Raw genomic sequence first — 25,044 nt, forward strand, 5'->3', positions numbered from 1 at the left:
CCCTGTGCCCCCTGGCCTGTCCATGGCCCCTGCTGTCACACGATCGCCATTCGGCCGCAATCCGCCCTGACGGTCCCCCAGATGCCCCCTTCTGCACGGGAGTTGACCCGGGTAGCGTCCGCCCCATGCCGAAACGCACGCGCTTCACGATCTGGAGACCGCTCGCCGTCGCGGCCGTCGCAGCCCTGATCGCCGCCTTCCTCACCCCGGCCGCGGCCCAGGCTTCCGGTGCCCCTCGCGAGAGCCAACCCGTCTACTCGTACGCCGACGCCATCCGCGAGGCCGTCTGGGTGGACACCGGTCTCGACTCCGACGGCGACGGGAAGACCGACCGGGTCGCCGCCGACATCGTCCGGCCCGCCGAACTCGCCGCGCAGGGCCGCAAGGTGCCGGTCATCATGGACGCCAGCCCCTACTACTCCTGCTGCGGACGCGGCAACGAGAGCCAGCTGAAGACGTACGACGCCAACGGGAACGTCGTCCAGATGCCGCTCTTCTACGACAACTACTTCGTGCCCCGCGGCTACGCCTTCGTCGGCGTCGACCTGGCCGGCACCAACCGTTCCGACGGCTGCGTCGACGTCGGCGGCCGCTCCGACATCCAGTCCGCGAAGGCCGTCATCGACTGGCTGAACGGCCGCGCCAAGGCGTACAGCAGCCGTACCGGCACCACTACGGTGAAGGCGAGCTGGACCAACGGGAAGACCGGCATGATCGGCAAGAGCTGGGACGGGACCATCGCCAACGGCGTGGCCGCCACCGGCGTCAAGGGACTCAAAACGATCGTCCCGATCAGCGCCATCTCCTCCTGGTACGACTACTACTTCGCCCAGGGCGCCCCCCTCTACGACTCCGGCCCCGACTGGCTGGCCGGCGCTGTCGAGAGCGACGACGCCTACGCCAAGTGCGGCGCCGTCCAGCAGAAGCTGATCGACGGCGCCCCGCGCAGCGGCGACTGGACCGACCTGTGGACCGAGCGCGACTACGTCAAGGACGCCTCCAAGGTGAAGGCGAGCGTCTTCCTCGTGCACGGCATGCAGGACCTCAACGTCCGCACCAAGCACTTCGGCCAGTGGTGGGACGCCCTCGCCAAGAACGGCGTCGAGCGCAAGATCTGGCTCTCCCAGACCGGGCATGTCGACCCCTTCGACTACCGGCGCGACGCCTGGGTCGACACCCTGCACCGCTGGTTCGACCACGAACTCCTCGGCTACGACAACGGCATCGACCACGAGCCGACGGCCGACATCGAGCGCCACCCCGACCAGTGGGTGACCTCGTCCGTCTGGCCGCCGCGCGGCACGCAGACCACCACCCTGCGCCCCGCCACCGGCACCCGGCCGGGCGTCGGCACCCTCGGCCTGCACAAGGGATCCGGCACCGAGACGTTCACGGACGACCCGCAGCAGAGCGAGACCGACTGGGCCGCCCAGCTCGCCACCCCCACCTCGGACAAGGCCGGCTTCCTCACCGCGCCGCTCACCCAGGACCTGCGCCTGTCCGGCTCGTCGAAGGTGACCGTCACCGCCACCCCGACCACCTCGACGGCTCACCTGACCGCCGTCCTGGTCGACCTCGGCCCCGACACCATCCGGGACTACGCCGACGGCGCCGAGGGCATCACCACCCTCACCGACCGCACCTGCTGGGGCGAGAGCACGGCCGGCGACAGCGCCTGCTTCCTGAAGACCGCGGCCAGGACCAAGGCCGTCGACTACACCGTCTTCAGCCGCGGCTGGGCCGACCTGGGCACCTACGCCGACCCCGGCAAGGGCGTCCCGCTCACCCCGGGCAAGGCCTACACGATCACGCTCGACCTGGCGGCCACCGACCATGTCGTACCCAAGGGCCACCGCCTGGCGCTGATCGTCGCGGGCACGGACAAGGACCTCATCGATCCGCCGTCCAGCACCCCGACGCTGACTGTGGACCTGTCCCGTACGACGGCCAGGGTCCCGCTGGTCGGCGGCTCGGCCGCGTTCACCCGCGCGACCTCCGTCCGGTGGACCGCGCCCGAGAAGACCGCCCTGCACGGCGTCCGCGCCCCGCACACCGCCCAGCGCGTACCCGCGAGCTGACCGCTCAGGCGGCCGGGCCGGTATCCACCAGCCCGGCCGCCTCCCGCGCACATCCCCAGGCGACCGTGACCCCGGCCCCGCCGTGCCCGTAGTTGTGGACCAGCACCCGGCCGTCCGGCCGGAGTTCGTGCTCCAGCCGGACCGCCGCCCGGTACGGCCGCAGCCCCACCCGGTGCGTCAGCACCCGCGCCCCGGCGATCTCCGGCCGGACCGCCGCACAGCGCGCCACGATCCCGGCCGCGACCTCCGGATCCGGCTCCAGCGACCAGGCGTCCTCCTCCGCCGTACCCCCGAGCAGCAGCCCGCCGGGCTGCGGGAAGAAGTAGGCGGACGCGCCCCCCGCCACCTCGTCGGACGTGTACCAGGTGGTGATCCCGGGGTTCTCCACCACGACCAGCTGCCCGCGCACCGGACGCACGGCCGGATCCGGGACGAGCGAACGGGCCCCGAGTCCGGTGCAGTTGACCACGACCGGCGCGGGCACCTGGTCCAGTGCGTCCACCACCCGCTCCTCGACCGTCCCGCCGGCCCGCTCCAACCGCCCCCGCAGCCACTCCAGATGGACCGGCATGTCGATCAACGGCAGCCGGGCCGCCAGACCTTCGGCGGTCTCGGCCAGTCCCGGCACCTCCGCCGCCCACGCACCCAGCCCGTCCAGCCGCAGGCCGTCGTGTACGCCCTCGACCAGGCGTACGCCCGTCTCCTCCGGCCGCGCCGCCAACGCCTCGTACACGACAAGGGAGGCGAGCGCCCATTCCCCGACCAGCGCCTCCGGCTCGATGCGGTACGGCCACCACAGCGCGCCGGCGACCGCCGAGGTCGTACGACTGCCGGTCTCCCGGGCCCACACCCGCACCCGGCTCCCGCCCTCGGCCAGGACCACCGCCGTGGTCAGTCCGACGACCCCGCCACCGACCACGATCACTTCGTCACTCAGCTCAGGCTGCACACCGTGACGTTAGCGGAATATGTCATGCCGCGCTCAGATCGTCCCGATCTGGGGATACTCACAGCATGTCTGCCGCATACGCGACCTTCGGCCTGGCCCCGGCGATGCGCGCCGGTGCTGTCCTCGCCGACGGCGGGTACCAGCTCCACCGGGACTTCGTGGACTTCGTCGTCGACGGTCACCCGCTGCTGTTCCAGCTCTCCGACCTGGACGCCGTCTCCCCGCTCGCCTCCGACGTGCCGCCCGCGATCTTCACCGCCCAGGTCCGCAGCCTCTTACTGGAGTCCGAGGCCCCGCTGCCCGACGGCCGGTACGTCGTCTACGGCTGCCCCGAGTGCGAGGACCTGGCCTGCGGTGCGGTCACCGCGGTCATCGAGCAGGACGGCGACGACTACATCTGGCGGGACTTCGCCTGGCAGACCGCCGAACACGCCGACCTGGAGCTCAACGGCTACCACGGCTTCGGCCCGTTCCGCTTCCACGGCCCCGAGTACCGTGAGGCCCTCGGCGCACTCCTGGCGGACTCCGGCCCGCCGCCCGGCCGCCGGGTGCTGCTGATCGGCGCCCGTGTCGCCCTCCTCGCCAAGCTGGCCGCCGCCCTGCGCGTCATCGGCATCGGCGCCGACATCACCCGCGACGCCGACGGCGTCCCGGCCGAGGAACTCCGCGGCTACGGAGCCGTCGCCTTCGGCCCCACGGTCGCCGAGGCAGAGCGGACCGCCGTACGCCAGGCGTTCGAGCGGGCGGGCGTGGAGGTGGCCTACGTGGACGGACTCGCCCCGATCGTCCCGCTCCTCGTCGCCCAGATCGAACACGCCCTCGACCGTAGCCCGCTCGCGCAGCGCCGACTGGCCCGGCTGGTCGCCTCCGACGGCACCGCCGGCATCGAGGTCACCTCGCCCTGCCGGGTGCGGCTCACGGCGTACCGCCTCGACCGGCTCTCCCGCCCCCGCACCCACGAGCTCTTCGACGGCGTCCTGGAACCCGGCCGGCACCGCATCCCCCTGGACGGCAGGACGGCCAAGGGCGGATCCTTCGTCGTGGCCCGCACCGCCGGGAGCGTCCTGGTGCAGGCGACGGCGCGCTGACCGCCCTGCCCCGCGGACATTAGGATCGGCGTTCTGATGACTGCCACCCTCGTCGCCAAGAACCTCGCCGCCGGGCACGGCGACCGCTCGCTCTTCTCCGGGCTCGACCTCGTCGTCGCACCCGGTGACGTGATCGGGCTGGTCGGTGCCAACGGTGCGGGCAAGTCCACGCTGCTCCGGCTGCTCGCCGGACTCACCGCTCCCGAACAGGGCGAACTGCGGCTCTCCCCGCCGACCGCGACCGTCGGCCACCTGCCCCAGGAGCCGGAGCGGCGGCCGGGCGAGACCGTCCGCGCCTTCCTCGCTCGGCGCACCGGGGTCGCCGAGGCCCAGCGCGTGATGGACGAGGCGACCCAGGCCCTGGTCGACGGGGCACCGGGCGCAGACGACGCGTATGCCACGGCTCTGGAACGCTGGCTCGACCTCGGCGGCGCCGACCTGGAGGAGCGGGCCGAGGAGGTCGCCGACACCCTCGGCCTGGCCGTCGACCTCGACCAGCCGATGACCTCGCTCTCCGGCGGCCAGGCCGCCCGCGCCGGCCTCGCCTCCCTCCTCCTCTCCCGCTACGACGTCTTCCTCCTCGACGAGCCCACCAACGACCTCGACCTGGACGGCCTGGAGCGCCTCGAACGCTTCGTGACCGGCCTGCGCGCCGGCACGGTCGTCGTCAGCCACGACCGCGAGTTCCTCACCCGCACGGTCACCAAGGTCCTCGAACTCGACCTGGCCCAGAACCAGATCAACCTCTACGGCGGCGGCTACGACGCCTACCTGGAGGAGCGCGAGACGTCCCGCCGGCACGCCCGCGAGGACTACGACGAGTACGCCGACAAGAAGTCCGCCCTCCAGGACCGCGCGCAGATGCAGCGCGGCTGGATGGACAAGGGCGTCAAGAACGCCCGGCGCAAGGCGGGCAACGACAACGACAAGATCGGCCGCAAGTTCCGCAGCGAGGCCAGCGAGAAGCAGGCCGCCAAGGCCCGCCAGACCCAGCGCATGATCGAGCGCCTGGATGTCGTGGAGGAGCCCCGCAAGGAGTGGGACCTGCGCATGGAGATCGCGGCCGCCCCGCGCTCCGGCGCCGTCGTCGCCACTCTGCGGGACGCGGAGGTACGCCGCGGGGACTTCACCTTCGGCCCGGTGTCCCTCCAGATCGACTGGGCGGACCGGGTCGCGGTGACCGGTGCGAACGGCGCGGGCAAGTCGACGCTGCTCGCCGCGCTGCTGGGCCGGGTGGAGCTGGACGCCGGGCACGCGGCCCTCGGCTCGGGCGTACTGGTCGGCGAGGTCGACCAGGCCCGCAAGCTCTTCCACGGCACCGAGTCCCTGCTGGACGCCTTCTGCGCGGCCGTACCGGACACCGAACCGGTCGAAGTCCGCACCCTGATGGCCAAGTTCGGCCTCAAACAGGACCATGTGCTGCGCTCCGCGGCCACGTTGTCACCGGGCGAGCGCACCCGCGCCGCCCTGGCCCTGCTCCAGGGCCGCGGCGTCAACCTCCTCGTCCTGGACGAACCGACGAACCACCTGGACCTGCCGGCGATCGAGCAACTGGAATCGGCGCTCGACTCCTACGAGGGCACCCTCCTCCTGGTCACCCACGACCGCCGCATGCTGGACGCGGTCCACGTGACCCGCCGCCTTGAGGTGGCGTCGGGCAAGGTGACGGAACGTTAGCAACGCCCCAGCTGCCCGCGCCCCCGAAGGGGCGCGGGGCTGTGTCGATATGCGGCTCCGCCGCGTGGGCGCGAGCAACCACGAAGCACCCGCAGCCGCCGAACAACCCGCCCCGGCACCCTCTACAGCGCTGTCGGCCCCGAACCGTACGCTGTGATCATCATCGGACACAGGGCAGGGAGGGACCATGGGCACACCGAAGCGACCGGCCCTACGGATCGTGAACGAACAGGACGTCCTCGCACAGCTGCGCGGCACCCAGGACCGCATCGCGGACGCGATCACCGCCTTCGCCGGAACCATGACGTTCGTGTATCTGCACGCCCTGTGGTTCGCGATCTGGATCGTCTGCAACGAGGGCGTCTTCGGACAGGGCGCGATCTGGGACCCGTTCCCCTTCGGACTGCTCACCATGATCGTCAGCCTGGAGGCGATCTTCCTGTCCACGTTCGTGATGGTGAGCCAGAACCGCCAGGCCGCCCGGGAGAACGTCCGCGCCGACCTGGACTTCGAGACCAACGTGCGCTCGGAGGTGTGGTCCATCCACATGGGCCGTGCCCTCGGCATCGACCCCGTGGAGGTCGAGAAGCGCGTCCAGGAACTGCTCGCGGAGAACCGCGCCCGGATGAACGGCACCGCCCCCCAGCAGCCTCCCAAGGTGACATGATCCGTCGGCCGACCGCGTCTGCGTACAGTCATTCGACGGAGGCGCGGAACTCCGGCCGCGTGGAACCATGGGCCGACGTCCGGGCGAGCCGGACCTGTGCCCGAAGGAGCGCGCGCATGGGCCGTCCTCGCAGCCCCGCCGGGGGCGGGACATGACCGACCGGCACGGCATGCTGCTGTCCTCCGACATCGTGGGCGCGACAGGGACGGGCGGGGCGGCGCCCACCGTCCATGCCCCGCCGCCCCGGGACGTGCGCCGCGCGGCCGACCTGCTGCGACTGCTGGTCTCCCTGGCCGCCCTCGCCCTGACGGTACTGGTGGCGGTCGCCACCCGGGACTTCGCCCGCAGGGCGCAGCAGGGCCTGCTCACCGCGGCCACCGCGCTGCCGCCGGACCTGCGCGACGCACTGCTCGGCACGGTGCAGGCGGTCGCCATGCTCGCACCGCTGGCGGCCCTGGCCGTGCTCGTCGTACGGCGCCGGTTCGACGCGGTGTCGAGGGTGCTGCCCGCCGCGGCCCTGGGCGCGGCCGTCGGCTGGACGCTCACCCGGCTTGCGCTGGCCGAGAGCAGACCCGAGCTGTGGCCGGAGGTGCTCGTCGGCCGTGGCGGACTGGTGCACGCCGGCTGGCCGTCGGCGGTGTACCTGGCGGCCTGCGCGTCCGCGGTCGTCGCCGCGGGCCCCTGGCTGGCACGGCCGTGGCGCCGGGCGCTGTGGGCCCTGACCGTCGGGTGCGCCGCGTTCGGCGCGCTGGCCGCCTCGCTCGTCCCGCTGGACGCGTTCGGGGCCCTCGTCGTCGGCGGCACCGCCGGATCTGCCGTCCTGCTCATGGCCGGCGGCCCGCCCGACCGCCCGCCGGCCCAGGCCGTCGCCGACGCCCTCGTCGCCTGCGGGATCCCGCTGGCCACCCTCCGCGAACTGCCGGTGGACCGCCAACTCCCCGGCGAGGGAGTCCTCTACGGCGCCGAGACCGCCGAGGGCGCGCAGCTGACCGTACGCGCCCTCGCTGCCGAGGACCGGGGGCGCGACCTGTTCCACCGGCTCGCCCGGCGCGTCCTGCTGCGCCACCCGGCCGACCCCGGCGAGCAGACGCCGCTCGGGGCCGCCGAGCACGAACTGCTCATGCTGGTCTTCGCCGCCCGCACCGGCGCCCGGGTCGCCGACCCCGTCATCGCCTACCCCGTGGCCGGGGGCGGCGCGGTGGTGGTGACGGTCGGGTCGGATGCCCGCCCGCTGTCCGCGCTCCCCGACGAGGAGCTGACCGACACCCTGCTCGGCGAGGCCTGGGCGGCCGTGGCCCGCATCCAGGAACACCGCCTCGCGCACCGGGCGTTGCGCCCCGAGCACATCCTCGTCTCCGCGGACGGCGGACCCCGGCTCACCGCGTTCGCGCGCGCCCAGCTGAACGCGCCGCCCGAGACGCTCGGCAGTGACCTCGCCGAACTGCTCGCCACCACCGCCGTACGCGTCGGACCGGCCCGCGCCACCGCCTGCGCCCTGGCCGGCCTCGGCCCCGAACGGCTCGCGACCGCTCTGCCGTATCTGCAACCGCTCGCCCTGCTCGGCCCCGCCCGCCGCGAGGTGGCCCGCTACGACCAGGCCCGCGCCCGGGAGGCCACGACCGGCACCCGGCGCCGCACGCTGCGCCCCGGCGGCCGGCCGAACCTGATGCACGACCTCGCCGAGGAAGTACGCGGCGCATGCGACGCCCCGGCCGCCAAACCCGCCCCTCTCGCCCGGTTCACCTGGAAGAGCGTCCTGGGCCTGGCCGGCGCGTTCCTGGTGCTCCACCTCGTGCTGCCGCAGCTCGCCAACGCCCCGGCCGCACTCCGTGCGCTGCGCGACGCCAACTGGTGGTGGCTGCTCGCGGTCGTCCCGGTCACCTTTCTCTCCCAGGGGTTCTCGACCTGTCTGCAACTCGGCACCATCCCCGGACGGCTGCCGTTCCGGGCCACATACCAGGTGCAGTTCGCCAGCTCCTTCCTGAACCGGATCACCCCGGGCAACGTCGGCGGCATGGCGCTCAACCTGCGCTATCTCCAGAAGACGGGAATCGAGACCGGCGCGGCGACGGCCTCCGTCGGGCTCCAGAGCCTGGCCGGCGCGGTCTCCAACGTGGTGGTCGCCACCGTGTTCTTCGCCGCGGCCGGACAGCGTCACGGCGGGGTGCACCTGGACCTGCCCGTCGGCAAGTACACCCTGCCCGCGATCGTCCTCGTGCTGGCCGCCGGCGGACTGCTCGGCCTGACCCCGCCCGGCCGGCGCTTCCTGCGCGAGAAGGTGTGGCCGTTCCTGCGCGCGGCGGGGACGACGCTGACCGGGATCGCCGCCGACCCCGCCAAACTGGCCCTCGGGGTCGTCGGCATGCTCGGCCTGCCCGTCATCCAGATCATCGGGCTCGCCCTCAGCCTGCACGCGCTCGGCGGCGACCTCCCGTTCGTGCAACTCGGCGCCGCCTACATGGCGGCCCGCCTGCTCGCCAACGCGGCCCCGGTCCCCGGCGGTCTCGGCGCGCTCGAAGCGGGCCTCATCGCGGGCCTGACCGCCCTCGGCGTGCCGGCCGGACCCGCCACCTCGGCGGTCCTGGTCTACCGGCTGCTCACGTTCTGGCTCAACGTCCCACTGGGCGCGACCGCGCTGGGCTTCGTGCAGCGGCGCGGGTACGTGTGACGGGGCCCGGCAAACGCGCCCCGCCAGGGGCGCGGGGCTGTATCGATATGCGGCCCCGCCGCGTGGGCGCGACCAGCCACAACGGACCGGCAGCGACCCACGCCCCCAGGCGGGTACGGTCAGCGCTTCCCCTTCTTCCCGTCCAGCAACCCGGCCCGGCGCAGAGCATCGGCCATCGCGCTGTTCGTCGGCGCCGGCGCCGACGCAGCGCCCTGGCGAGCGCCGCCCCCCTGCCGCTGCTGCTGTTGCCGCTGCTGCGGCGGACGCCCGCCGCCACCCCGCTGCTGTTGCGGTCGGCGCTCACCGCCGGAGGCCGCCGCCTCGTCGTCCAGCCGCAGCGTCAGCGAGATCCGCTTGCGCGGGATGTCCACGTCGAGGACCTTCACCTTGACGATGTCGCCCGGCTTCACCACGTCGCGCGGGTCCTTGACGAACGTCTTGGACATCGCGGAGACATGGACCAGTCCGTCCTGGTGCACACCGACGTCGACGAACGCGCCGAACGCCGCCACGTTCGTGACGACTCCCTCCAGGACCATCCCGGAGGACAGGTCGGAGATCTTCTCGACGCCCTCCTTGAAGGTGGCCGTCTTGAAGGCCGGACGCGGGTCGCGTCCCGGCTTCTCCAGCTCCTTGAGGATGTCGGTGACGGTCGGCAGACCGAACGTCTCGTCCACGAAGTCCGTCGGCCGCAGCGAGCGCAGCGCACCCGTGTTGCCGATGAGCGCGGCCACCTCCTGCCCCGACGTCTTCACCATGCGCCGGACGACGGGATACGCCTCCGGGTGGACGCTCGACGCGTCCAGCGGGTCGTCGCCGCCGCGGATGCGCAGGAAGCCCGCGCACTGCTCGTACGCCTTCGGGCCGAGCCGGGCCACGTTCTTCAGCTGGCCGCGGGAGGTGAACGGGCCGTTGCTGTCACGGTGGGCGACGATGTTCTCGGCGAGCCCTGAGGTGATGCCGGAGACCCGGGCGAGCAGCGGCGCGGAGGCGGTGTTGACGTCGACACCGACGCCGTTCACGCAGTCCTCGACCACCGCGTCCAGCGAGCGGGACAGCTTCACCTCGGACAGGTCGTGCTGGTACTGACCGACGCCGATCGACTTGGGGTCGATCTTCACCAGCTCGGCCAGGGGGTCCTGGAGCCGGCGGGCGATCGACACGGCGCCGCGCAGCGACACGTCCATGGCGGGCAGCTCCTGCGAGGCGAACGCGGAGGCCGAGTACACGGACGCGCCGGCCTCGGACACCATCACCTTGGTGAGCGTCAGCTCCGGGTGCCTGGTGATGAGCTCACCGGCGAGCTTGTCGGTCTCGCGGGACGCCGTGCCGTTGCCGATCGCGATCAGGTCGACCGCGTGCTCCTTGGCGAGCCGGGCCAGCTTGGCGATCGCCTCGTCCCACTTGTTGGCCGGGACGTGCGGGTAGATGACGTCGGTGGCGACCACCTTGCCGGTGGCGTCGACGACGGCGACCTTCACGCCGGTCCGGAAACCGGGGTCCAGGCCCAGCGTCGCGCGGGTGCCGGCCGGGGCGGCGAGCAGCAGGTCGCGCAGGTTCGCCGCGAAGACGTCGACCGCCTCGTCCTCGGCGGCCGTACGCAGCCGCAGCCGCAGGTCGATGCCGAGGTGGACGAGGAGGCGGGTGCGCCAGGCCCAGCGGACCGTGTCCGACAGCCACTTGTCGGCCGGCCGGCCCCGGTCGGTGATCCCGAACCGGTGGGCGACGATGCCCTCGTACGACGACGGCCCCTCGGTCGGCTCCTCCGGCTCCAGGACGAGGTCGAGGACCTCCTCCTTCTCGCCGCGCAGCATCGCCAGGATGCGGTGCGAGGGCAGCGCGGTGAACGGCTCGGCGAACTCGAAGTAGTCGGCGAACTTCGCGCCCGCCTCCTCCTTGCCGTCCCGCACCTTGGCGGCCAGCCGGCCGCGCACCCACATGCGCTCACGCAGCTCGCCGACGAGGTCCGCGTCCTCCGAGAACCGCTCGGTGAGGATCGCGCGGGCACCCTCCAGGGCGGCCTGCGGATCGGCGACACCCTTGTCGGCGTCGACGAAGGCGGCGGCGGCCGCCAGCGGCTCCACCCCGGGATCCCCGAGCAGCCCCTCGGCCAGCGGCTCCAGGCCGGCCTCCCGCGCGATCTGCGCCTTGGTCCGCCGCTTCGGCTTGTACGGCAGGTAGATGTCCTCCAGCCGCGCCTTGGTCTCGGCGCCCCGGATCTGCGCCGCCAGCCCGTCGGTGAGCTTGCCCTGCTCCCGCACCGACTCCAGGATCGCCGTCCGTCGCTCTTCCAGCTCCCGCAGGTAGCGCAGCCGCTCCTCGAGCGTGCGCAGCTGCGCGTCGTCGAGCATCTCGGTCGCTTCCTTGCGGTAGCGGGCGATGAAGGGCACCGTCGAACCGCCGTCGAGCAGCTCCACGGCAGCCTTGACCTGCCGCTCCCGTACGCCGAGCTCCTCGGCGATCCTGCCTTCGATGGACCCTGGAACCAGGGACCCGGGTGTCGTCACGATCCCGTACCGCCTTCTCCACTGAGGTTGCGCCGCAATTGTGGCAGGTGACACCGACAACCGGGCCCCAGGGCGCCTTTCCGAGACACGGACTCTCCGCGAATCCTTCGCACACCCGAGCATTCACTCGCACACCCGAATGAATCCGCCCCCTCACGGCTGAACCAAACCCACGACCGCACCACGCAATCCGCCGCCTCACAGGGCATCGGCCCCCTCACGGTTGAAACGAACCCGCGGCCTCACGGGGGGATCGGCCGCCTCGCGGTTGGAACGGACCCGCGGCCTCACCACGGCATCCGCCGTCCCGCAGCCGAAGAGATCGCCCACGCCCGGATCGGCGGCTCACCGTGATCTGCCGCTCGCCATGACCCGCCGCAATGGCGCTCAGCCAAGACGGCCCTGTCCGGCGGTGCCGAACCGGCCCCCGGCCCCGCCCCCTTGGCCCCGCCTCCCCGGCCCCATCCCCTTGGCCCCGTCACCCCTTGCCGACAAGATCCGCCGGAAACGCCCCCGCGGCCACCGCAGCCCTCGCGAACCCCGCCGCGAGCTCCGTCAGCCTTCCCACCCCGTCGGCCCCCAGACGCTCGTACGGCGCCCGGTCCAGCCGGTCCGTCTCCGCCTCGATCTCCGCCCGCAGCGCCACCCCCGCCCCGGTCAGCTCGCCCGCCGCGTCGAGCAGCCCGCGCTCCCGCAGCCGTGCCACCGCCGCGTCCCAGTCGTCCTGGCTCCAGCCGCGCGTGGCGAACACCCACTTCGGAGCCATGCCCTTGCCGGTCGCCGTGTGCGTCACCACCGCCTCCAGCCCGTCAAGACCGGCCGCCAGCAGCGCCGCGAGGTGCCCGTCGCCGCGGTGCTCGCGCAGCAGCGTGCTCGCGTACCAGTAGGCTAGATGGGGTTCCCGAGGCACCGGCAGGTCCGCGTGGGCGGCGTACAGCGGGCGGCCGGAGCGCGAGCAGGCCTCGGTGGCGCGCAGCGCGAGCTCCGCGGCCTCGGCCATCCCGTCGGAGACCACAGCGTCCACGCCGAGCAGCCGGCGCATCGACGCGTCGACGGCACGCACGCGTGCGGCGAGGACGTCCTTCGGGGAGGCGATCTCCCAGACGGCCGGCACGTGCCGGGCCACCAGCTCGTGCTTGTAGTTGTAGAACGTCGCCGTCACCGTGCCGGCCCCGACCGCGCCCAACGCCGCCGCCCGCACGGAGAAGTTGACGGCCCGCGGGTGGGTGACCCCGAGCGCGGCCAGTTCCTCGGCCAGCTCGGGGCTGAAGAAGTGGGTCGCGTGCAGGGAGTTGAGCAGGGTGTGGCAGCGGCGGCCGGCGCGCGGCTCCAGGGCGGCGGTTGTCATGGGCGGCACGCTACTGACTGGTTGGTACGGACTCCAGTGTCCGGTCCGATGTCGGTCCGATGCCGGCCCGATGTCGGTCCGTCCCGCCGTCCGGCATGGCAGGAAAGGTGGGGTATTCGTCATTGCGGCCATCACCGGACCGGCCAACAATCGATGACATGGCGCAGCGAACCGTTCTCGTCGTCCTCTTCGACGGCGTCCAGAGCCTCGACGTCACCGGCCCCGTCGAGGTCTTCACGGGCGCCGAGAACCACACCCCGGGCAGCTACCGCATCCGTACCGCCTCCCTGGACGGCGCTCCCGTGCGCACCTCCAGCGGGCTGACCGTCGTACCGGACGGGGTCCTGTCCGACGCGTCCGACCCGCACACCCTCCTCGTCCCCGGTGGTCAGGGCACCCGGCGGTCCGACCCGGAGCTGGTGGCGTGGCTGCGGGCGCACGGGCCGCTCGCCGGGCGGCTCGTCTCCGTCTGCACCGGCGCCGTCCTGCTCGCCGCCGCCGGGCTCCTGGACGGTCACCGTGCGACCACCCACTGGGCGTACTGCGAGACGCTGGCCCGCGACCATCCCGCCGTCGACGTCGACCCCGACCCGATCTACGTCCGGGACGGCCGTGTCGCCACCTCGGCCGGTGTCACCTCCGGCATCGACCTCGCCCTCGCCCTCGTCGAGGAGGACCTTGGCCGGGACGTCGCGCTCACCGTCGCCCGGCACCTGGTCGTGTTCCTGCGCAGGCCCGGCAACCAGGCCCAGTTCAGCGCCCAGCTCGCCGCCCAGACCGCGCAGCGCGAACCGCTCAGGGAGGTACAGCAGTGGATCACCGAGCACCCGGACGACGACCTGAGCGTCGAGGCCCTGGCCGCCCGAGCCGCACTCTCGCCCCGCCACTTCGCCCGCGCCTTCCAGGCCGAGACCGGGACGACGCCCGGCCGCTACGTCGACCGGGTCCGGCTGGAACACGCCCGCCGGCTCCTGGAGGACACCGGCGACGGCGTCGGGGAGGTCTCCCGGGCCAGCGGCTACGGCACGCCCGAAGCGATGCGCCGTGCCTTCCTCAAGGCCCTCGGTGCGACTCCCGCCGAATACCGGCGCAGGTTCAGCCCGGCCCCCGTCAGCCCGCCCCGTTAGGAGAGCCATGCAGATCGCGATCGTGCTCTACGACCGTTTCACCGCCCTCGACGCCGTGGGGCCGTACGAGACGCTGGGCCGGCTCCCGGACTCCGAGGTCGTCTTCGTCGCCGAGCGGACCGGTCCCGTCCGCACCGACAGCGGGAACCTCGCCCTGACCGCCGACCGGACCCTCGCCGAGGTGCCGCACCCCGATGTCGTGGTCGTCCCCGGCGGCCCCGGCCAGAGCCCGCAGATGACGAACCAGGTCCTCCTCGACTGGATCCGTACCGCCGACGCCACCAGCACCTGGACGACCTCCGTGTGCACCGGCTCCCTGCTGCTCGCCGCCGCCGGCCTGCTCGAAGGACGCCGCGCCACCTCGCACTGGCTGGCCCTCGACGAGCTGCGCAAGTACGGCGCCGAGCCGACGGGGGAGCGGGTCGTCACCGACGGGAAGTACGTGACCGCGGCCGGCGTCTCCTCCGGGATCGACATGGGCCTCGCCCTGCTCGGCCGGATCGCCGGGGACGCCGTCGCCCAGACCGTACAGCTCGGGATCGAGTACGACCCGCAGCCGCCCTACGACGCGGGCTCCCCGGAGAAGGCGCCCGCCGAGGTCGTCGAACGGCTCCGCTCGATGAGCCGGTTCATCCTCGGGCAGGAACAGCCCACGTGAACCGCGGCTGACGGCGCTCCAGGAACGCGGCGACGCCCTCGGCGGTGTCGCCGCTGCCGCGTGCCTGCTCCGCCCAGTGCGCGTCCCGGTCCGTGCGGCCGTTCGCGAACTCCTTCGCGGCGGCCTGCGTCAGCTGCGAGCGGGCGGTCAGGGTCCGGGTGAACTCGGCCACCCGCTTGTCCAGTTCGCCCTCCGGCAGCACCTCGTCGACCAGACCGGTGCGCAGCGCCCGCTCCGCGTCGATCAGCTCGCCGGAGAAGAGGAGGTACTTGGTGGTGGCCGGACCGACCAGGGACACCAGGCGCCGGGTGGAGGCGGCCGGGTAGACGATGCCGAGCCTGGCCGGTGTCACCCCGAACAGCGCGCCCTCCTCGGCGAACCGCAGATCGCAGGCGGCGGCGAGCTGCGAGCCGCCGCCGACGCAGTGGCCGCGCACCGCGGCGAGGGTCGGCTTGGGGAACGCGGCGAGCGCCTCCTCGGCCGCGACCGCGAGAGTCTGTGCCTCGGCGGAGGAGTCCCGGAGGGTGGAGATGTCGGCGCCGGCACAGAAGGTGGCGCCCTCGCCGGTGAGGACGAGGGCCCGCACGGCGGGGTCGGCCGCGAGGGCGTCGAGGAGGGGCGGGAGGGCCCGCCACATGTCCGCGGTCATCGCGTTGCGTTTGGCCGGGTTGCCGATGACTACCGTGGCAACGGCGTTTCCGACCTGGTGGTCGAGGCGGGGCTCCATAGTGCGGGATGGTATCCGCGCCCGGGAGGAGGGGAATTCCGGTGGTCTCCGGGGAGTCGCACCCCGTCTCCTCGGAAAGTTCTCATACCCGTACAACCCGAATAGTTCGCGAAATCGGCATCGGCGAGGGCAAGAGTCGTTCCACAACTGACCTTGTCATACGCCAACGGGTCAGATCCGCTCGATAGTTGCTGACTTGTGTTCAGTCATCCGGGGCGGACCGGGTCGTTACCAACACTCGACGTGTGGTGACAATCGAGCGCGAGGGTGGCGACCGGACGATGGAGAACCACGGGCGCGGGCACGACCCGCGTCCAGAGGGGGGCGGCGCGCCGCCGCCGGATCCGCTGCCGTACGAAGGAGTCTGGCGGTTCACCGCCGCCGCCGTGGACGCCTCGGTCCCGCAGGCGCGGCGCGCCGTACGGGACCTGCTCCAGCGCCAGGGCGTCCCGGTCTCGGAGGACCTGGTGTACGGGCTGTTGCTGATCGTCTCCGAGCTGGTCACCAACGCGGTCAAGCACGCGGCACTGCTGTCGCCGATGCTCGCCGTCGAGGTCGCCGTCGGCGCCGAGTGGGTGCGGGTGTCGGTGGAGGACAACCACCCCTACCGCCCGACCGCCCTGGAGGCCGACCACGGGCAGCTCGGCGGCCGGGGTCTGCTGCTGGTGCGGGAGGTGGCCCGGGAGGCGGGCGGAGTCGTGGACGTGGAGCACACGTCGAGCGGCGGCAAGGTGATCTGGGCCGCCCTGCCGCTCAAACCCGCGACGCTGCCCTGAGGGGGTTCACCAGCCGGCGGACGGGCCGGTCAGCTCCCTGATCGCCGGGCGGGCCGCGTCCAGCACGGTCATGAACCAGGACGAGAAGGGGTCCTGGGCGTGCCGCTCGGCCAGCTCGGCGGCCGTCACGAAGACGGTCGCCTCGACCTCCTCCGGGTCCGGCGCGAGCGGCGCCTGGACCATGCCGACGAACAGGTGGTTGAACTCCTGCTCGACCAGGCCGGAGGCCGGGTCCGGGTGGTTGTAGCGGACCGTGCCCGCCTCGGCGAGCAGCGACGGGGAGACCCCCAGCTCCTCGAAGGTCCGCCGGGCGGCCGCCGCGAAGGGGGCCTCGCCGGGGTAGGGGTGGCCGCAGCAGGTGTTCGACCACACGCCGGGGGAGTGGTACTTGCCCAGTGCCCGCTGCTGGAGCAGCAGCCTGCCGTGCTCGTCGAAGAGGAAGACGGAGAACGCCCGGTGCAGCTGCCCGGGCGGCTGGTGCGCGGCCAGCTTCTCCGCGGTGCCGATGGTCACACCCTTCTCGTCGACGAGTTCAAGGAAAATCGCGTCTACGGTCCCTTCCGACGTGCTGTGCGTCGTGGTGGCAGGTGTGATCGGCATACCCATCCTTCGCCTCGGTCTTCGCACCAAGTCTGCCGTACGAATCCGACACTCCCGGCACTTCCCGGCACGGGCACGCCGGAAGAGGGACCCGGTAGTTGATCGTGCCCTACGGGTGCCGGAGGGAACCGTCCGGGGGTCTCGAACACAAGGACGCCGGGGGAGTGCGGAGCGCTGCGTTCCGGTATCCGGCCGTGGATCGCCGGCAGGGCCATGCCGAGGCCCAGCGCGTCGGTCGCCATGTGGGCCGCGTCCGCGATCGGTGCGAGCGAGTCGGCCACCAGGCCGCCGGCGATCTCGACCACCATCACGCCGATGGTGATGGCGAGCGCCGTCCGAAGCCGTCCGCGGTACGCCGCCGCGGCCGTTCCGGTGGCCGGCACGTGGGTGTGCCCGTGGCCGTGATCGTCCCCTGTCCCCGTGAGATATACCTCCTCCGTTCCGCCCGGGAGCACAGTGAACTACGGGTGGGGGGTATCCGGCAACGCGGCGCTGAACACCGTTGTCGTATGCCCTGACCTGCGGAAACGAGTCGCTGGTCAGGGTGGCCTCGGTTACCTTCCGTGAGGGGGCGGGTCGTGCGGGTGGGTGGTCGCGGCGCCGTGGGCGCGTGTCCTCAATGCCCGTTCTGTGGGCGCGGTTTGTGGGCCGGGGCCAGGATCACGGATGATGATCTCGGCAAAGGCCGGGGCAGAGCGGGTCGACCGTGCCGTGAACGGCCGGTGAACAAGCAGTCCTCACCATCCGATAACCTCTGCCGAATGCCGCCCGGGGGCCACCAGGCACACCCCGCCCGACTACGCAGTGGACCGGCGCCCGTACGCCGGCACTCAGGGAGTGAGTTCGGTTGTCGACCGCCATCGTCACCGGTCCGCCGGTCCCCGGATCGTCACTGGAGAGCGATCTGCGGGCGCTCGGCTTCGAGGTGCTGACGGCGTCGGACACCGCCGAGACCGAGGCCCTGCTCACCGCCGTCCCCGCCGACCGGCGGGTCGCCGTCGTCGACGCCCGCTTCGTCGGTCATGTGCACGCCCTGCGGCTCGGTCTCACCGACCCCCGCTTCCCGCTCGCCGCGATCCCCGGCGCCGTCACCGCCCAGCCCGCCGGCCGTCCCGCGCTGGCCCGTGCGCTGGCCAGGGAGTCCTCGGCGGGCGGCGGTACCGCCCTCGCCGTCGACGGGCTCGTCACCGCCCTGGACGCCGACGTCCACCACCCCGAGCTCGGCAGCCTGGTCGCCGCCGTCCCCGACGATCCGCAGGCCCGCAACGAGGCACGGCAGGCCGTCGCCGCCGTCGACGACGAGGCCGTCCGCCTGAAGTCGGCCGTGAAGTCCCGCGACGGCTTCTTCACCACCTTCTTCATCAGCCCGTACTCGCGCTACATCGCGCGCTGGTGCGCCCGGCGCGGACTGACCCCCAACCAGGTCACCACCGCCTCGCTGCTCACCGCCCTGATCGCGGCGAGCTGCGCGGCCACCGGCACCCGGGCCGGGTTCGTCGCCGCGGGCGTCCTGCTGATCTGCTCGTTCGTCCTGGACTGCACCGACGGCCAGCTCGCCCGCTACTCCCTGCAGTACTCCACGCTCGGCGCCTGGCTGGACGCCACCTTCGACCGGGCCAAGGAGTACGCCTACTACGCGGGCCTCGCCCTGGGCGCCGCCCGCGGCGGCGACGACGTGTGGGCCCTCGCCCTCGGCGCCATGATCCTGCAGACCTGCCGGCACGTGGTCGACTTCTCCTTCAACGAGGCCAACCACGACGCCACCGCCAACACCAGCCCCACCGCGGCGCTCTCCGGCAGGCTCGACAGCGTCGGCTGGACGGTCTGGGTGCGCCGGATGATAGTCCTGCCCATCGGCGAACGGTGGGCACTGATAGCCGTCCTCACGGCAGCCACGACCCCGCGGATCACCCTCTACGTACTGCTGGTCGGCTGTGCCTTCGCGGCGACCTACACCACGGCGGGGCGGGTGCTGCGGTCGCTGACCCGGAAGGCCAGGCGCACCGACCGGGCGGCGAAGGCCCTCGCGGACCTGGCCGACAACGGCCCCCTCGCGGGATTCGTGTCCCGCACCGTGCGCACCGCCCCCCTCGGCTCCCCGTTCCTGGTGGCGCTCGCCGGCACCGCGATTCTCGCCGCCTCGCTCTTCTCCGGTGTGACCTGGGCGCCGGTCGTGGGCGCCTTCGCCTACACCCTCGCCTCCGGCCGGGCCCTCGCCCGCCCCCTCAAGGGCGCCCTCGACTGGCTGGTCCCGCCCCTCTTCCGCGCCGCCGAATACGGCACCGTGCTCATCCTTGCAAGTAAAGCTGGGGTAAACGGAGCCCTTCCTGCGGCTTTCGGCCTGGTGGCCGCCGTCGCCTACCATCACTACGACACGGTGTACCGCATCCGCGGCGACGCCGGGGCGCCGCCGGCCTGGCTGGTCCGCGCCATCGGGGGGCAGGAAGGGCGAGCCCTGCTGGTCACCGTCCTGGCCGCGGTGCTCACCGCCGCGCAGTTCAAGGTCGCGCTCACGGTCCTCGCCGTGGCCGTGGCCGGGCTGGTGCTCGTCGAGAGCATCCGCTTCTGGGTGTCCGCAGGGGCGCCCGCCGTACACGATGAAGGAGAACCCGCATGATCGGCCTCGTGCTGGCGGCCGGCGCCGGACGGCGTCTGCGCCCCTACACCGACAGCCTGCCCAAGGCGCTGGTGCCGGTGGGGCCTGCCGGGATAGAGGACTCGATCACGGTGCTCGACCTGACCCTCGGCAACTTCGCCGAGATCGGCCTGACCGAGGTCGCGATCATCGTCGGCTACCGCAAGGAGGCCGTCTACGAGCGCAAGGCGGCCCTGGAGGCCAAGTACGGCCTCAAACTCACCCTCATCGACAACGACAAGGCCGAGGAGTGGAACAACGCCTACTCCCTGTGGTGCGGCCGTGACGCCCTCAAGGACGGCGTGATCCTCGCCAACGGCGACACCGTCCACCCGGTCTCCGTCGAGGAGACGCTGCTCGCCGCCCGCGGCGACGGCAAGCGGATCATCCTCGCCCTGGACACCGTGAAGTCCCTCGCGGACGAGGAGATGAAGGTCGTCGTCGACGCCGACAAGGGCATGACGAAGATCACCAAGCTGATGGACCCCGCCGAGGCGACCGGCGAGTACATCGGCGTCACGCTCATCGAGGGCGACGCGGCCCCCGAGCTGGCCGACGCGCTGAAGGCGGTCTGGGAGACCGACCCGCAGCAGTTCTACGAGCACGGCTACCAGGAGCTGGTCAACCGCGGCTTCCGGATCGACGTGGCGCCGATCGGCGACGTCCGGTGGGTCGAGATCGACAACCACGACGATCTCGCCAGGGGACGGGAGATCGCGTGCCAGTACTGACCCGGCTGATCCCCTCGCCGGTCGTCGTGGACATCCGTCCGGGTGCCCTCGACGACCTGGCGGGCGTGCTCGCCGACGAACGCATCTCGCACTCGGGGCGGCTTGCCGTCGCCGTCAGCGGCGGCTCCGGCTCCAAGCTGCGCGAACGCGTCTCGCCGAGCCTGCCCGGCGCCACCTGGTACGAGGTCGGCGGCGGCACCCTCGACGACGCGATCCGACTGGCCGGCGACATCAAGGCCGGCCACTACGACGCGGTCGTCGGCCTCGGCGGCGGCAAGATCATCGACTGCGCCAAGTTCGCCGCGGCCCGGGTGGGCCTGCCGCTGGTCGCCGTGCCGACGAACCTCGCGCACGACGGCCTGTGCTCGCCGGTCGCCACCCTCGACAACGACGCGGGCCGCGGCTCCTACGGCGTGCCGAACCCGATCGCGGTCGTCATCGACCTCGACGTCATCCGGGAGGCCCCGGCGCGCTTCGTGCGCTCGGGCATCGGCGACGCCGTCTCCAACATCTCCGCGATCGCGGACTGGGAGCTGTCCCACCGCGTGACCGGCGAGAAGATCGACGGTCTGGCGGCCGCCATGGCCCGGCAGGCCGGCGAGGCGGTACTGCGCCACCCCGGCGGCATCGGCGAGAACGACTTCCTCCAGGTCCTCGCCGAGGCGCTGGTGCTCAGCGGTATCGCCATGTCGGTGTCGGGCGACTCCCGCCCGTCCTCCGGCGCCTGCCACGAGATCAACCACGCCTTCGACCTGCTGTTCCCGAGGCGTGCCGCCAGCCATGGCGAGCAGTGCGGGCTCGGCGCGGCCTTCGCGATGTACCTGCGCGGAGCCCACGAGCAGTCCGCGTACATGGCCGATGTGCTGCGCCGGCACGGACTGCCGGTGCTGCCCGAGGAGATCGGCTTCACCGTGGACGAGTTCGTCCGGGTCGTGGAGTTCGCTCCGGAGACCCGGCCCGGCCGCTACACCATCCTCGAACACCTCGACCTCAAGACCCACCAGATCAAGGACATCTACGTCGACTATGTCAAGGCCATCGGTAGCTGAACTCCGTCCGGTCGTGCACCCCGCTGGGGTCAAGGACCGGCGCAGCGGTGAGCACTGGATGGGACGCCTCTACATGCGTGAGGTGTCCCTGCGGGTGGACCGCTACCTGGTGAACACCAGGGTCACACCCAACCAGCTCACGTACCTGATGACCGTCTTCGGTGTGCTCGCGGCCCCGGCCCTGCTGGTGCCGGGGATCACGGGCGCCGTGCTCGGCGTGGTCTGCGTCCAGATGTACCTGCTGCTCGACTGCGTCGACGGCGAGGTCGCCCGCTGGAAGCAGCAGTACTCGCTGGGCGGGGTCTACCTCGACCGGGTGGGGGCGTATCTGACCGACGCGGCCGTTCTCGTCGGGCTCGGGCTGCGTGCCGCCGACCTGTTCGGCAGCGGCCGCATCGACTGGCTGTGGGCCTTCCTCGGCACCCTGGCCGCGCTCGGCGCCATCCTGATCAAGGCCGAGACCGACCTGGTCGGCGTCGCCCGCCACCAGGCCGGCCTGCCGGTGGTCAAGGAGGCCGCCGCCGAGATGCGCTCCTCCGGGATGGCGCTGGCCCGCCGGGCCGCCGCCCTGCTCCGGTTCCACCGGCTGATCCTCGGCATCGAGGCGTCCCTGCTGATCCTGGCCCTCGCGATCGTCGACCACGTCCGCGGCGACCTCTTCTTCACCCGCCTCGGCACCGCCGTGCTCGCAGGCATCGCACTGCTGCAGACCCTGCTGCACCTGGTCTCGGTCCTCGCGTCGAGCAGGCTGCGGTGAGCGCCGGGCTGAAGGTCGGCGCGGTCGTCATCACCATGGGCAACCGCCCGGACGAACTGCGCGCCCTCCTCGACTCGGTCGCCAAGCAGGACGGCGAGCGGGTCGAGGTGGTCGTCGTCGGCAACGGCTCGCCCGTCCCGGACGTCCCGGACGGCGTCCGCACCCTGGAGCTGCCCGAGAACCTCGGGATCCCCGGCGGGCGCAACGTCGGCATAGAGGCCTTCGGCCCGAGCGGCCGCGATGTCGACATACTGCTCTTCCTCGACGACGACGGACTGCTCGCCGAGCACGACACCGCCGAACTGTGCCGCCAGGCCTTCGCCGCCGACCAGCGGCTCGGCATCATCAGCTTCCGCATCGCCGACCCGGACACCGGGCAGACCCAGCGCCGGCACGTGCCGCGGCTGCGGGCCTCCGACCCGATGCGCTCCTCCCGGGTCACCACCTTCCTCGGCGGCGCCAACGCCGTCCGCACCCAGGTCCTCGCCGAGGTCGGCGGCCTGCCGGACGAGTTCTTCTACGCCCACGAGGAGACCGACCTGGCCTGGCGGGCCCTGGACGCCGGCTGGTTGATCGACTACCGGTCCGACATGGTCCTCAACCACCCCACCACCGCTCCCTCCCGGCACGCGGTCTACCACCGGATGGTCGCCCGCAACCGGGTCTGGCTGGCCCGCCGCAACCTGCCCGCCCCCCTGGTCCCGGTCTACCTCGGGGTGTGGATGCTGCTGACCCTGGTGCGCCGCCCCTCCCGCCCGGCCCTGCACGCCTGGTTCGCCGGCTTCCGGGAGGGCTGGACCACCCCGTGCGGACCCCGCCGCCCGATGCGCTGGCGGACCGTGTGGAAACTCACGCGACTGGGCCGTCCCCCGGTGATCTGACAAGCTCGAAGGTGCGGGTCCGCACGTACGGCGTGCGGACACGCCCGGGAACGGCCGCGCACGGCGCGCGGACGCCCCCGGGAATGTGTCTGATGGCGGAGACGTGCCATGCCCGGTAGCACAATTCCGTAAGACGAACGTAAGACGCATCCAAGATGCATCCGAAGGCGAATCCGAAGGCGAATTTGCAGACGGATCCGGAGACGAAGGCTTCCACCCTTGAGTGAGACAACGCATGACGGCGGGATCGCGGTGAGCGCGGTGCCGTCGCCCGACGAAGGCCTCACGGCGGCGCAGCTCGCCGCCCGGTACGGGCTCGCGGTGAGCGGCGCACGCCCCTCGCTCGTCGAGTACGTACGCCAGCTCTGGGGACGGCGCCACTTCATCCTGGCCTTCTCGCAGGCGAAGCTCACCGCCCAGTACAGCCAGGCCAAGCTCGGCCAGCTCTGGCAGGTGGCCACTCCGCTGCTGAACGCGGCCGTGTACTACTTCATCTTCGGTGTCATCCTGCACGCCAGCCGTGGCATGTCGCAGGACGTCTACATCCCGTTCCTGGTCACCGGCGTGTTCACCTTCACGTTCACCCAGAGCTCGATCATGACGGGCGTGCGGGCGATCGCCGGCAACCTCGGTCTGGTGCGCGCGCTGCACTTCCCACGCGCCTCGCTGCCGATCTCCTTCGCGCTCCAGCAGCTCCAGCAGCTGCTGTTCTCGATGATCGTCATGGTCGCCGTGGTGGTCGGGTTCGGCAGCCGCCCGGGTCTTTCGTGGGTGCTGGTCGTCCCGATCCTGTTCCTGCTGTTCCTCTTCAACACGGGACTGGCCCTGATCGTGGCCCGGATGGGAGCCAAGACCCCGGACCTCGCCCAGCTGCTGCCGTTCGTACTGCGCACCTGGATGTACATGTCCGGTGTGATGTTCTCGATCACCAAGATGATGGAGGGCCGGCCGGAGTGGGCGCGCACGCTCCTCCAGGTGAACCCCGCCACCGTCTTCATGGACCTGATGCGCTTCGCCCTCATCGACGGCTACGGCGCCTCGAACCTGCCGCCGCACGTCTGGGCCGTCGCCCTGTCCTGGGCCGTGGTCGTGTTCGCCGGTGGCTTCGTGTACTTCTGGAAGGCGGAGGAGCGGTACGGCCGTGGCTGACCTCAACGACGTGGAGCAGAACCAGGGGGAGCGGATCCCCACCGTGATCGCGGAGGACGTGCACATCGTCTACCGGGTCAACGGCGCCAAGACCGGCAAGGGCAGCGCGACGGCCGCCCTCAGCCGCATCTTCAAGCGCGGCGACGACCGGGGCGTGCGCAAGGTGCACGCGGTCCGCGGGGTGTCCTTCGTGGCCTACCGCGGCGAAGCCATCGGCCTGATCGGCTCCAACGGCTCCGGCAAGTCCACGCTGCTGCGCGCCATCGCCGGCCTGCTGCCCGCCGAGCAGGGCAGGGTCTACACCAACGGCCAGCCCTCGCTGCTCGGTGTCAACGCGGCCCTGATGAACGACCTCACGGGCGAGCGCAACGTCATCCTGGGCGGCCTCGCCATGGGCATGTCCCGCGAGGACATCAAGGCCCGCTACCAGGAGATCGTCGAGTTCTCCGGCATCAACGACAAGGGCGACTTCATCACCCTGCCCATGCGCACCTACTCCTCCGGCATGGCGGCCCGGCTCCGCTTCTCCATCGCCGCCGCCAAGGACCACGACGTCCTCATGATCGACGAGGCGCTGGCCACCGGTGACGCGGCTTTCCGCAAGCGCTCCGAGGACCGGATCCGCGAACTGCGCGAGCACGCCGGCACGGTGTTTCTGGTCAGTCACAACAACAAGTCGATCCGCGACACCTGCGACCGCGTCCTGTGGCTGGAGCGCGGTGAGCTGCGCATGGACGGCCCGACCGAAGAGGTGCTCCAGGAGTACGAGAAGTTCACGGGCAAGTAGCCCGCCACGCCCCGGGCCCCGCCGGAACCTTTCCGGTGGGGCCCGGCGTCTGCAAAGGAAACGTCAACTCCGGCTCGCCTTAGGAATCTTGACGCCAATCGGTGTGTTGTTGTGATCTGCGGGACACCCCGACGAACCTCGATGCGTTGTACAACGTAAGCTGTACCGGTCCCGGAAAGCGGCAA

20 protein-coding genes and 1 pseudogene are annotated in these 25,044 nt (G+C 72.1%); 15 read left to right on the forward strand and 6 right to left on the reverse strand.

What is annotated here, in order from left to right; translation table 11 throughout:
* Window positions 1–125 precede the first annotated feature (125 nt).
* Window positions 126–2,078 carry a Xaa-Pro dipeptidyl-peptidase gene (locus ACFWPS_RS08280; protein ID WP_383702363.1) on the forward strand — a complete coding sequence of 651 codons (1,953 nt, stop codon included), beginning with the start codon at window positions 126–128 and terminating at the stop codon, window positions 2,076–2,078.
* Window positions 2,079–2,082: 4 nt separating this feature from the next.
* Here ACFWPS_RS08280 and ACFWPS_RS08285 read toward each other — a convergent pair whose 3' ends face one another.
* On the reverse strand, window positions 2,083–3,003 hold the full coding sequence (locus ACFWPS_RS08285) for an FAD-dependent oxidoreductase (RefSeq protein WP_383702624.1): 921 nt from the start codon (window positions 3,001–3,003) through the stop codon (window positions 2,083–2,085).
* Window positions 3,004–3,092: 89 nt separating this feature from the next.
* On the opposite strand from ACFWPS_RS08285, the gene ACFWPS_RS08290 reads away from it, so the two are divergent.
* The 4 genes from ACFWPS_RS08290 to ACFWPS_RS08305 all read left to right on the forward strand — a co-directional run bounded on the left by ACFWPS_RS08290 (window position 3,093) and on the right by ACFWPS_RS08305 (window position 9,127).
* Window positions 3,093–4,115 (forward strand): oxidoreductase, encoded by a 1,023-nt coding sequence (locus ACFWPS_RS08290; RefSeq protein WP_383702365.1) that lies wholly within the window; start codon window positions 3,093–3,095, stop codon window positions 4,113–4,115.
* 36 nt (window positions 4,116–4,151) lie between these two features.
* On the forward strand, window positions 4,152–5,792 hold the full coding sequence (locus ACFWPS_RS08295) for an ABC-F family ATP-binding cassette domain-containing protein (RefSeq protein WP_383702367.1): 1,641 nt from the start codon (window positions 4,152–4,154) through the stop codon (window positions 5,790–5,792).
* A 187-nt stretch (window positions 5,793–5,979) separates the two neighbouring features.
* The gene (locus tag ACFWPS_RS08300) at window positions 5,980–6,459 is read left to right on the forward strand and encodes a DUF1003 domain-containing protein (RefSeq protein WP_383702369.1); all 480 of its coding nucleotides are present in this window, start codon (window positions 5,980–5,982) and stop codon (window positions 6,457–6,459) included.
* Between the two features lie 67 nt (window positions 6,460–6,526).
* On the forward strand, window positions 6,527–9,127 hold the full coding sequence (locus tag ACFWPS_RS08305; protein WP_383702371.1) for a flippase-like domain-containing protein: 2,601 nt from the start codon (window positions 6,527–6,529) through the stop codon (window positions 9,125–9,127).
* A gap of 119 nt (window positions 9,128–9,246) precedes the next feature.
* Here ACFWPS_RS08305 and ACFWPS_RS08310 read toward each other — a convergent pair whose 3' ends face one another.
* Both ACFWPS_RS08310 and ACFWPS_RS08315 read right to left on the reverse strand, forming a co-directional pair.
* Window positions 9,247–11,634 carry a Tex family protein gene (locus ACFWPS_RS08310; protein WP_383702373.1) on the reverse strand — a complete coding sequence of 796 codons (2,388 nt, stop codon included), beginning with the start codon at window positions 11,632–11,634 and terminating at the stop codon, window positions 9,247–9,249.
* Between the two features lie 478 nt (window positions 11,635–12,112).
* Window positions 12,113–12,982: a hypothetical protein gene (locus ACFWPS_RS08315; RefSeq protein WP_383702375.1), complete on the reverse strand. Its 870-nt coding sequence runs from the start codon at window positions 12,980–12,982 to the stop codon at window positions 12,113–12,115.
* 158 nt (window positions 12,983–13,140) lie between these two features.
* On the opposite strand from ACFWPS_RS08315, the gene ACFWPS_RS08320 reads away from it, so the two are divergent.
* Entirely contained in the window at window positions 13,141–14,109 is a 969-nt protein-coding gene (locus tag ACFWPS_RS08320; RefSeq protein ID WP_383702378.1) for a GlxA family transcriptional regulator, read from the forward strand.
* 7 nt (window positions 14,110–14,116) lie between these two features.
* Window positions 14,117–14,767: a DJ-1/PfpI family protein gene (locus ACFWPS_RS08325; protein WP_383702380.1), complete on the forward strand. Its 651-nt coding sequence runs from the start codon at window positions 14,117–14,119 to the stop codon at window positions 14,765–14,767.
* On the opposite strand, the gene ACFWPS_RS08330 is transcribed toward ACFWPS_RS08325, so the two are convergent.
* Window positions 14,739–15,494, reverse strand: coding sequence for an enoyl-CoA hydratase/isomerase family protein (locus tag ACFWPS_RS08330; RefSeq protein WP_383702382.1), 756 nt, complete (start codon window positions 15,492–15,494; stop codon window positions 14,739–14,741). The genes ACFWPS_RS08325 and ACFWPS_RS08330 overlap by 29 nt on opposite strands.
* 281 nt (window positions 15,495–15,775) lie before the next feature.
* Between ACFWPS_RS08330 and ACFWPS_RS08335 the strand changes: the two genes are divergently transcribed.
* A complete protein-coding gene (locus ACFWPS_RS08335; protein WP_383702626.1) occupies window positions 15,776–16,270 on the forward strand; it encodes an ATP-binding protein in 495 nt (164 codons plus the stop codon).
* 6 nt (window positions 16,271–16,276) lie between these two features.
* Here the strand turns inward: ACFWPS_RS08335 and idi are convergent, their stop codons facing one another.
* Together idi and ACFWPS_RS08345 are read right to left on the reverse strand one after the other, a co-directional pair.
* Window positions 16,277–16,870 (reverse strand): isopentenyl-diphosphate Delta-isomerase, encoded by a 594-nt coding sequence (gene idi, locus ACFWPS_RS08340; protein ID WP_383702384.1) that lies wholly within the window; start codon window positions 16,868–16,870, stop codon window positions 16,277–16,279.
* Window positions 16,871–17,064: 194 nt separating this feature from the next.
* Window positions 17,065–17,325 (reverse strand): annotated as a pseudogene (locus ACFWPS_RS08345) (cation transporter); the annotation flags it as partial.
* Between the two features lie 392 nt (window positions 17,326–17,717).
* Between ACFWPS_RS08345 and ACFWPS_RS08350 the strand changes: the two are divergent.
* The 7 genes from ACFWPS_RS08350 to ACFWPS_RS08380 all read left to right on the forward strand — a co-directional run bounded on the left by ACFWPS_RS08350 (window position 17,718) and on the right by ACFWPS_RS08380 (window position 24,859).
* Entirely contained in the window at window positions 17,718–19,487 is a 1,770-nt protein-coding gene (locus ACFWPS_RS08350) for a DUF5941 domain-containing protein (RefSeq protein WP_383702386.1), read from the forward strand.
* Window positions 19,484–20,236 carry a sugar phosphate nucleotidyltransferase gene (locus tag ACFWPS_RS08355; protein WP_383702388.1) on the forward strand — a complete coding sequence of 251 codons (753 nt, stop codon included), beginning with the start codon at window positions 19,484–19,486 and terminating at the stop codon, window positions 20,234–20,236. The genes ACFWPS_RS08350 and ACFWPS_RS08355 overlap by 4 nt, the downstream gene beginning before the upstream one ends.
* The gene (locus ACFWPS_RS08360; protein ID WP_383702390.1) at window positions 20,224–21,285 is read left to right on the forward strand and encodes an iron-containing alcohol dehydrogenase family protein; all 1,062 of its coding nucleotides are present in this window, start codon (window positions 20,224–20,226) and stop codon (window positions 21,283–21,285) included. The genes ACFWPS_RS08355 and ACFWPS_RS08360 overlap by 13 nt, the downstream gene beginning before the upstream one ends.
* A 13-nt stretch (window positions 21,286–21,298) precedes the next feature.
* Window positions 21,299–22,042, forward strand: a complete 744-nt coding sequence (locus ACFWPS_RS08365) for a CDP-alcohol phosphatidyltransferase family protein (protein ID WP_383702392.1) — start codon at window positions 21,299–21,301, stop codon at window positions 22,040–22,042.
* Between the two features lie 8 nt (window positions 22,043–22,050).
* Window positions 22,051–22,923 (forward strand): glycosyltransferase family 2 protein, encoded by an 873-nt coding sequence (locus ACFWPS_RS08370; RefSeq protein WP_383702628.1) that lies wholly within the window; start codon window positions 22,051–22,053, stop codon window positions 22,921–22,923.
* Between the two features lie 219 nt (window positions 22,924–23,142).
* On the forward strand, window positions 23,143–24,072 hold the full coding sequence (locus tag ACFWPS_RS08375) for an ABC transporter permease (RefSeq protein WP_383702395.1): 930 nt from the start codon (window positions 23,143–23,145) through the stop codon (window positions 24,070–24,072).
* Complete coding sequence (locus ACFWPS_RS08380) at window positions 24,065–24,859, forward strand: ABC transporter ATP-binding protein (protein ID WP_383702397.1); 795 nt, start codon at window positions 24,065–24,067, stop codon at window positions 24,857–24,859. Before ACFWPS_RS08375 ends, ACFWPS_RS08380 begins: the two co-directional genes overlap by 8 nt.
* Window positions 24,860–25,044 lie beyond the last annotated feature (185 nt).

It is taken from the genome of Streptomyces sp. NPDC058457 (genome assembly GCF_042720695.1).
Taxonomy (GTDB): Bacteria; Actinomycetota; Actinomycetes; order Streptomycetales; family Streptomycetaceae; genus Streptomyces.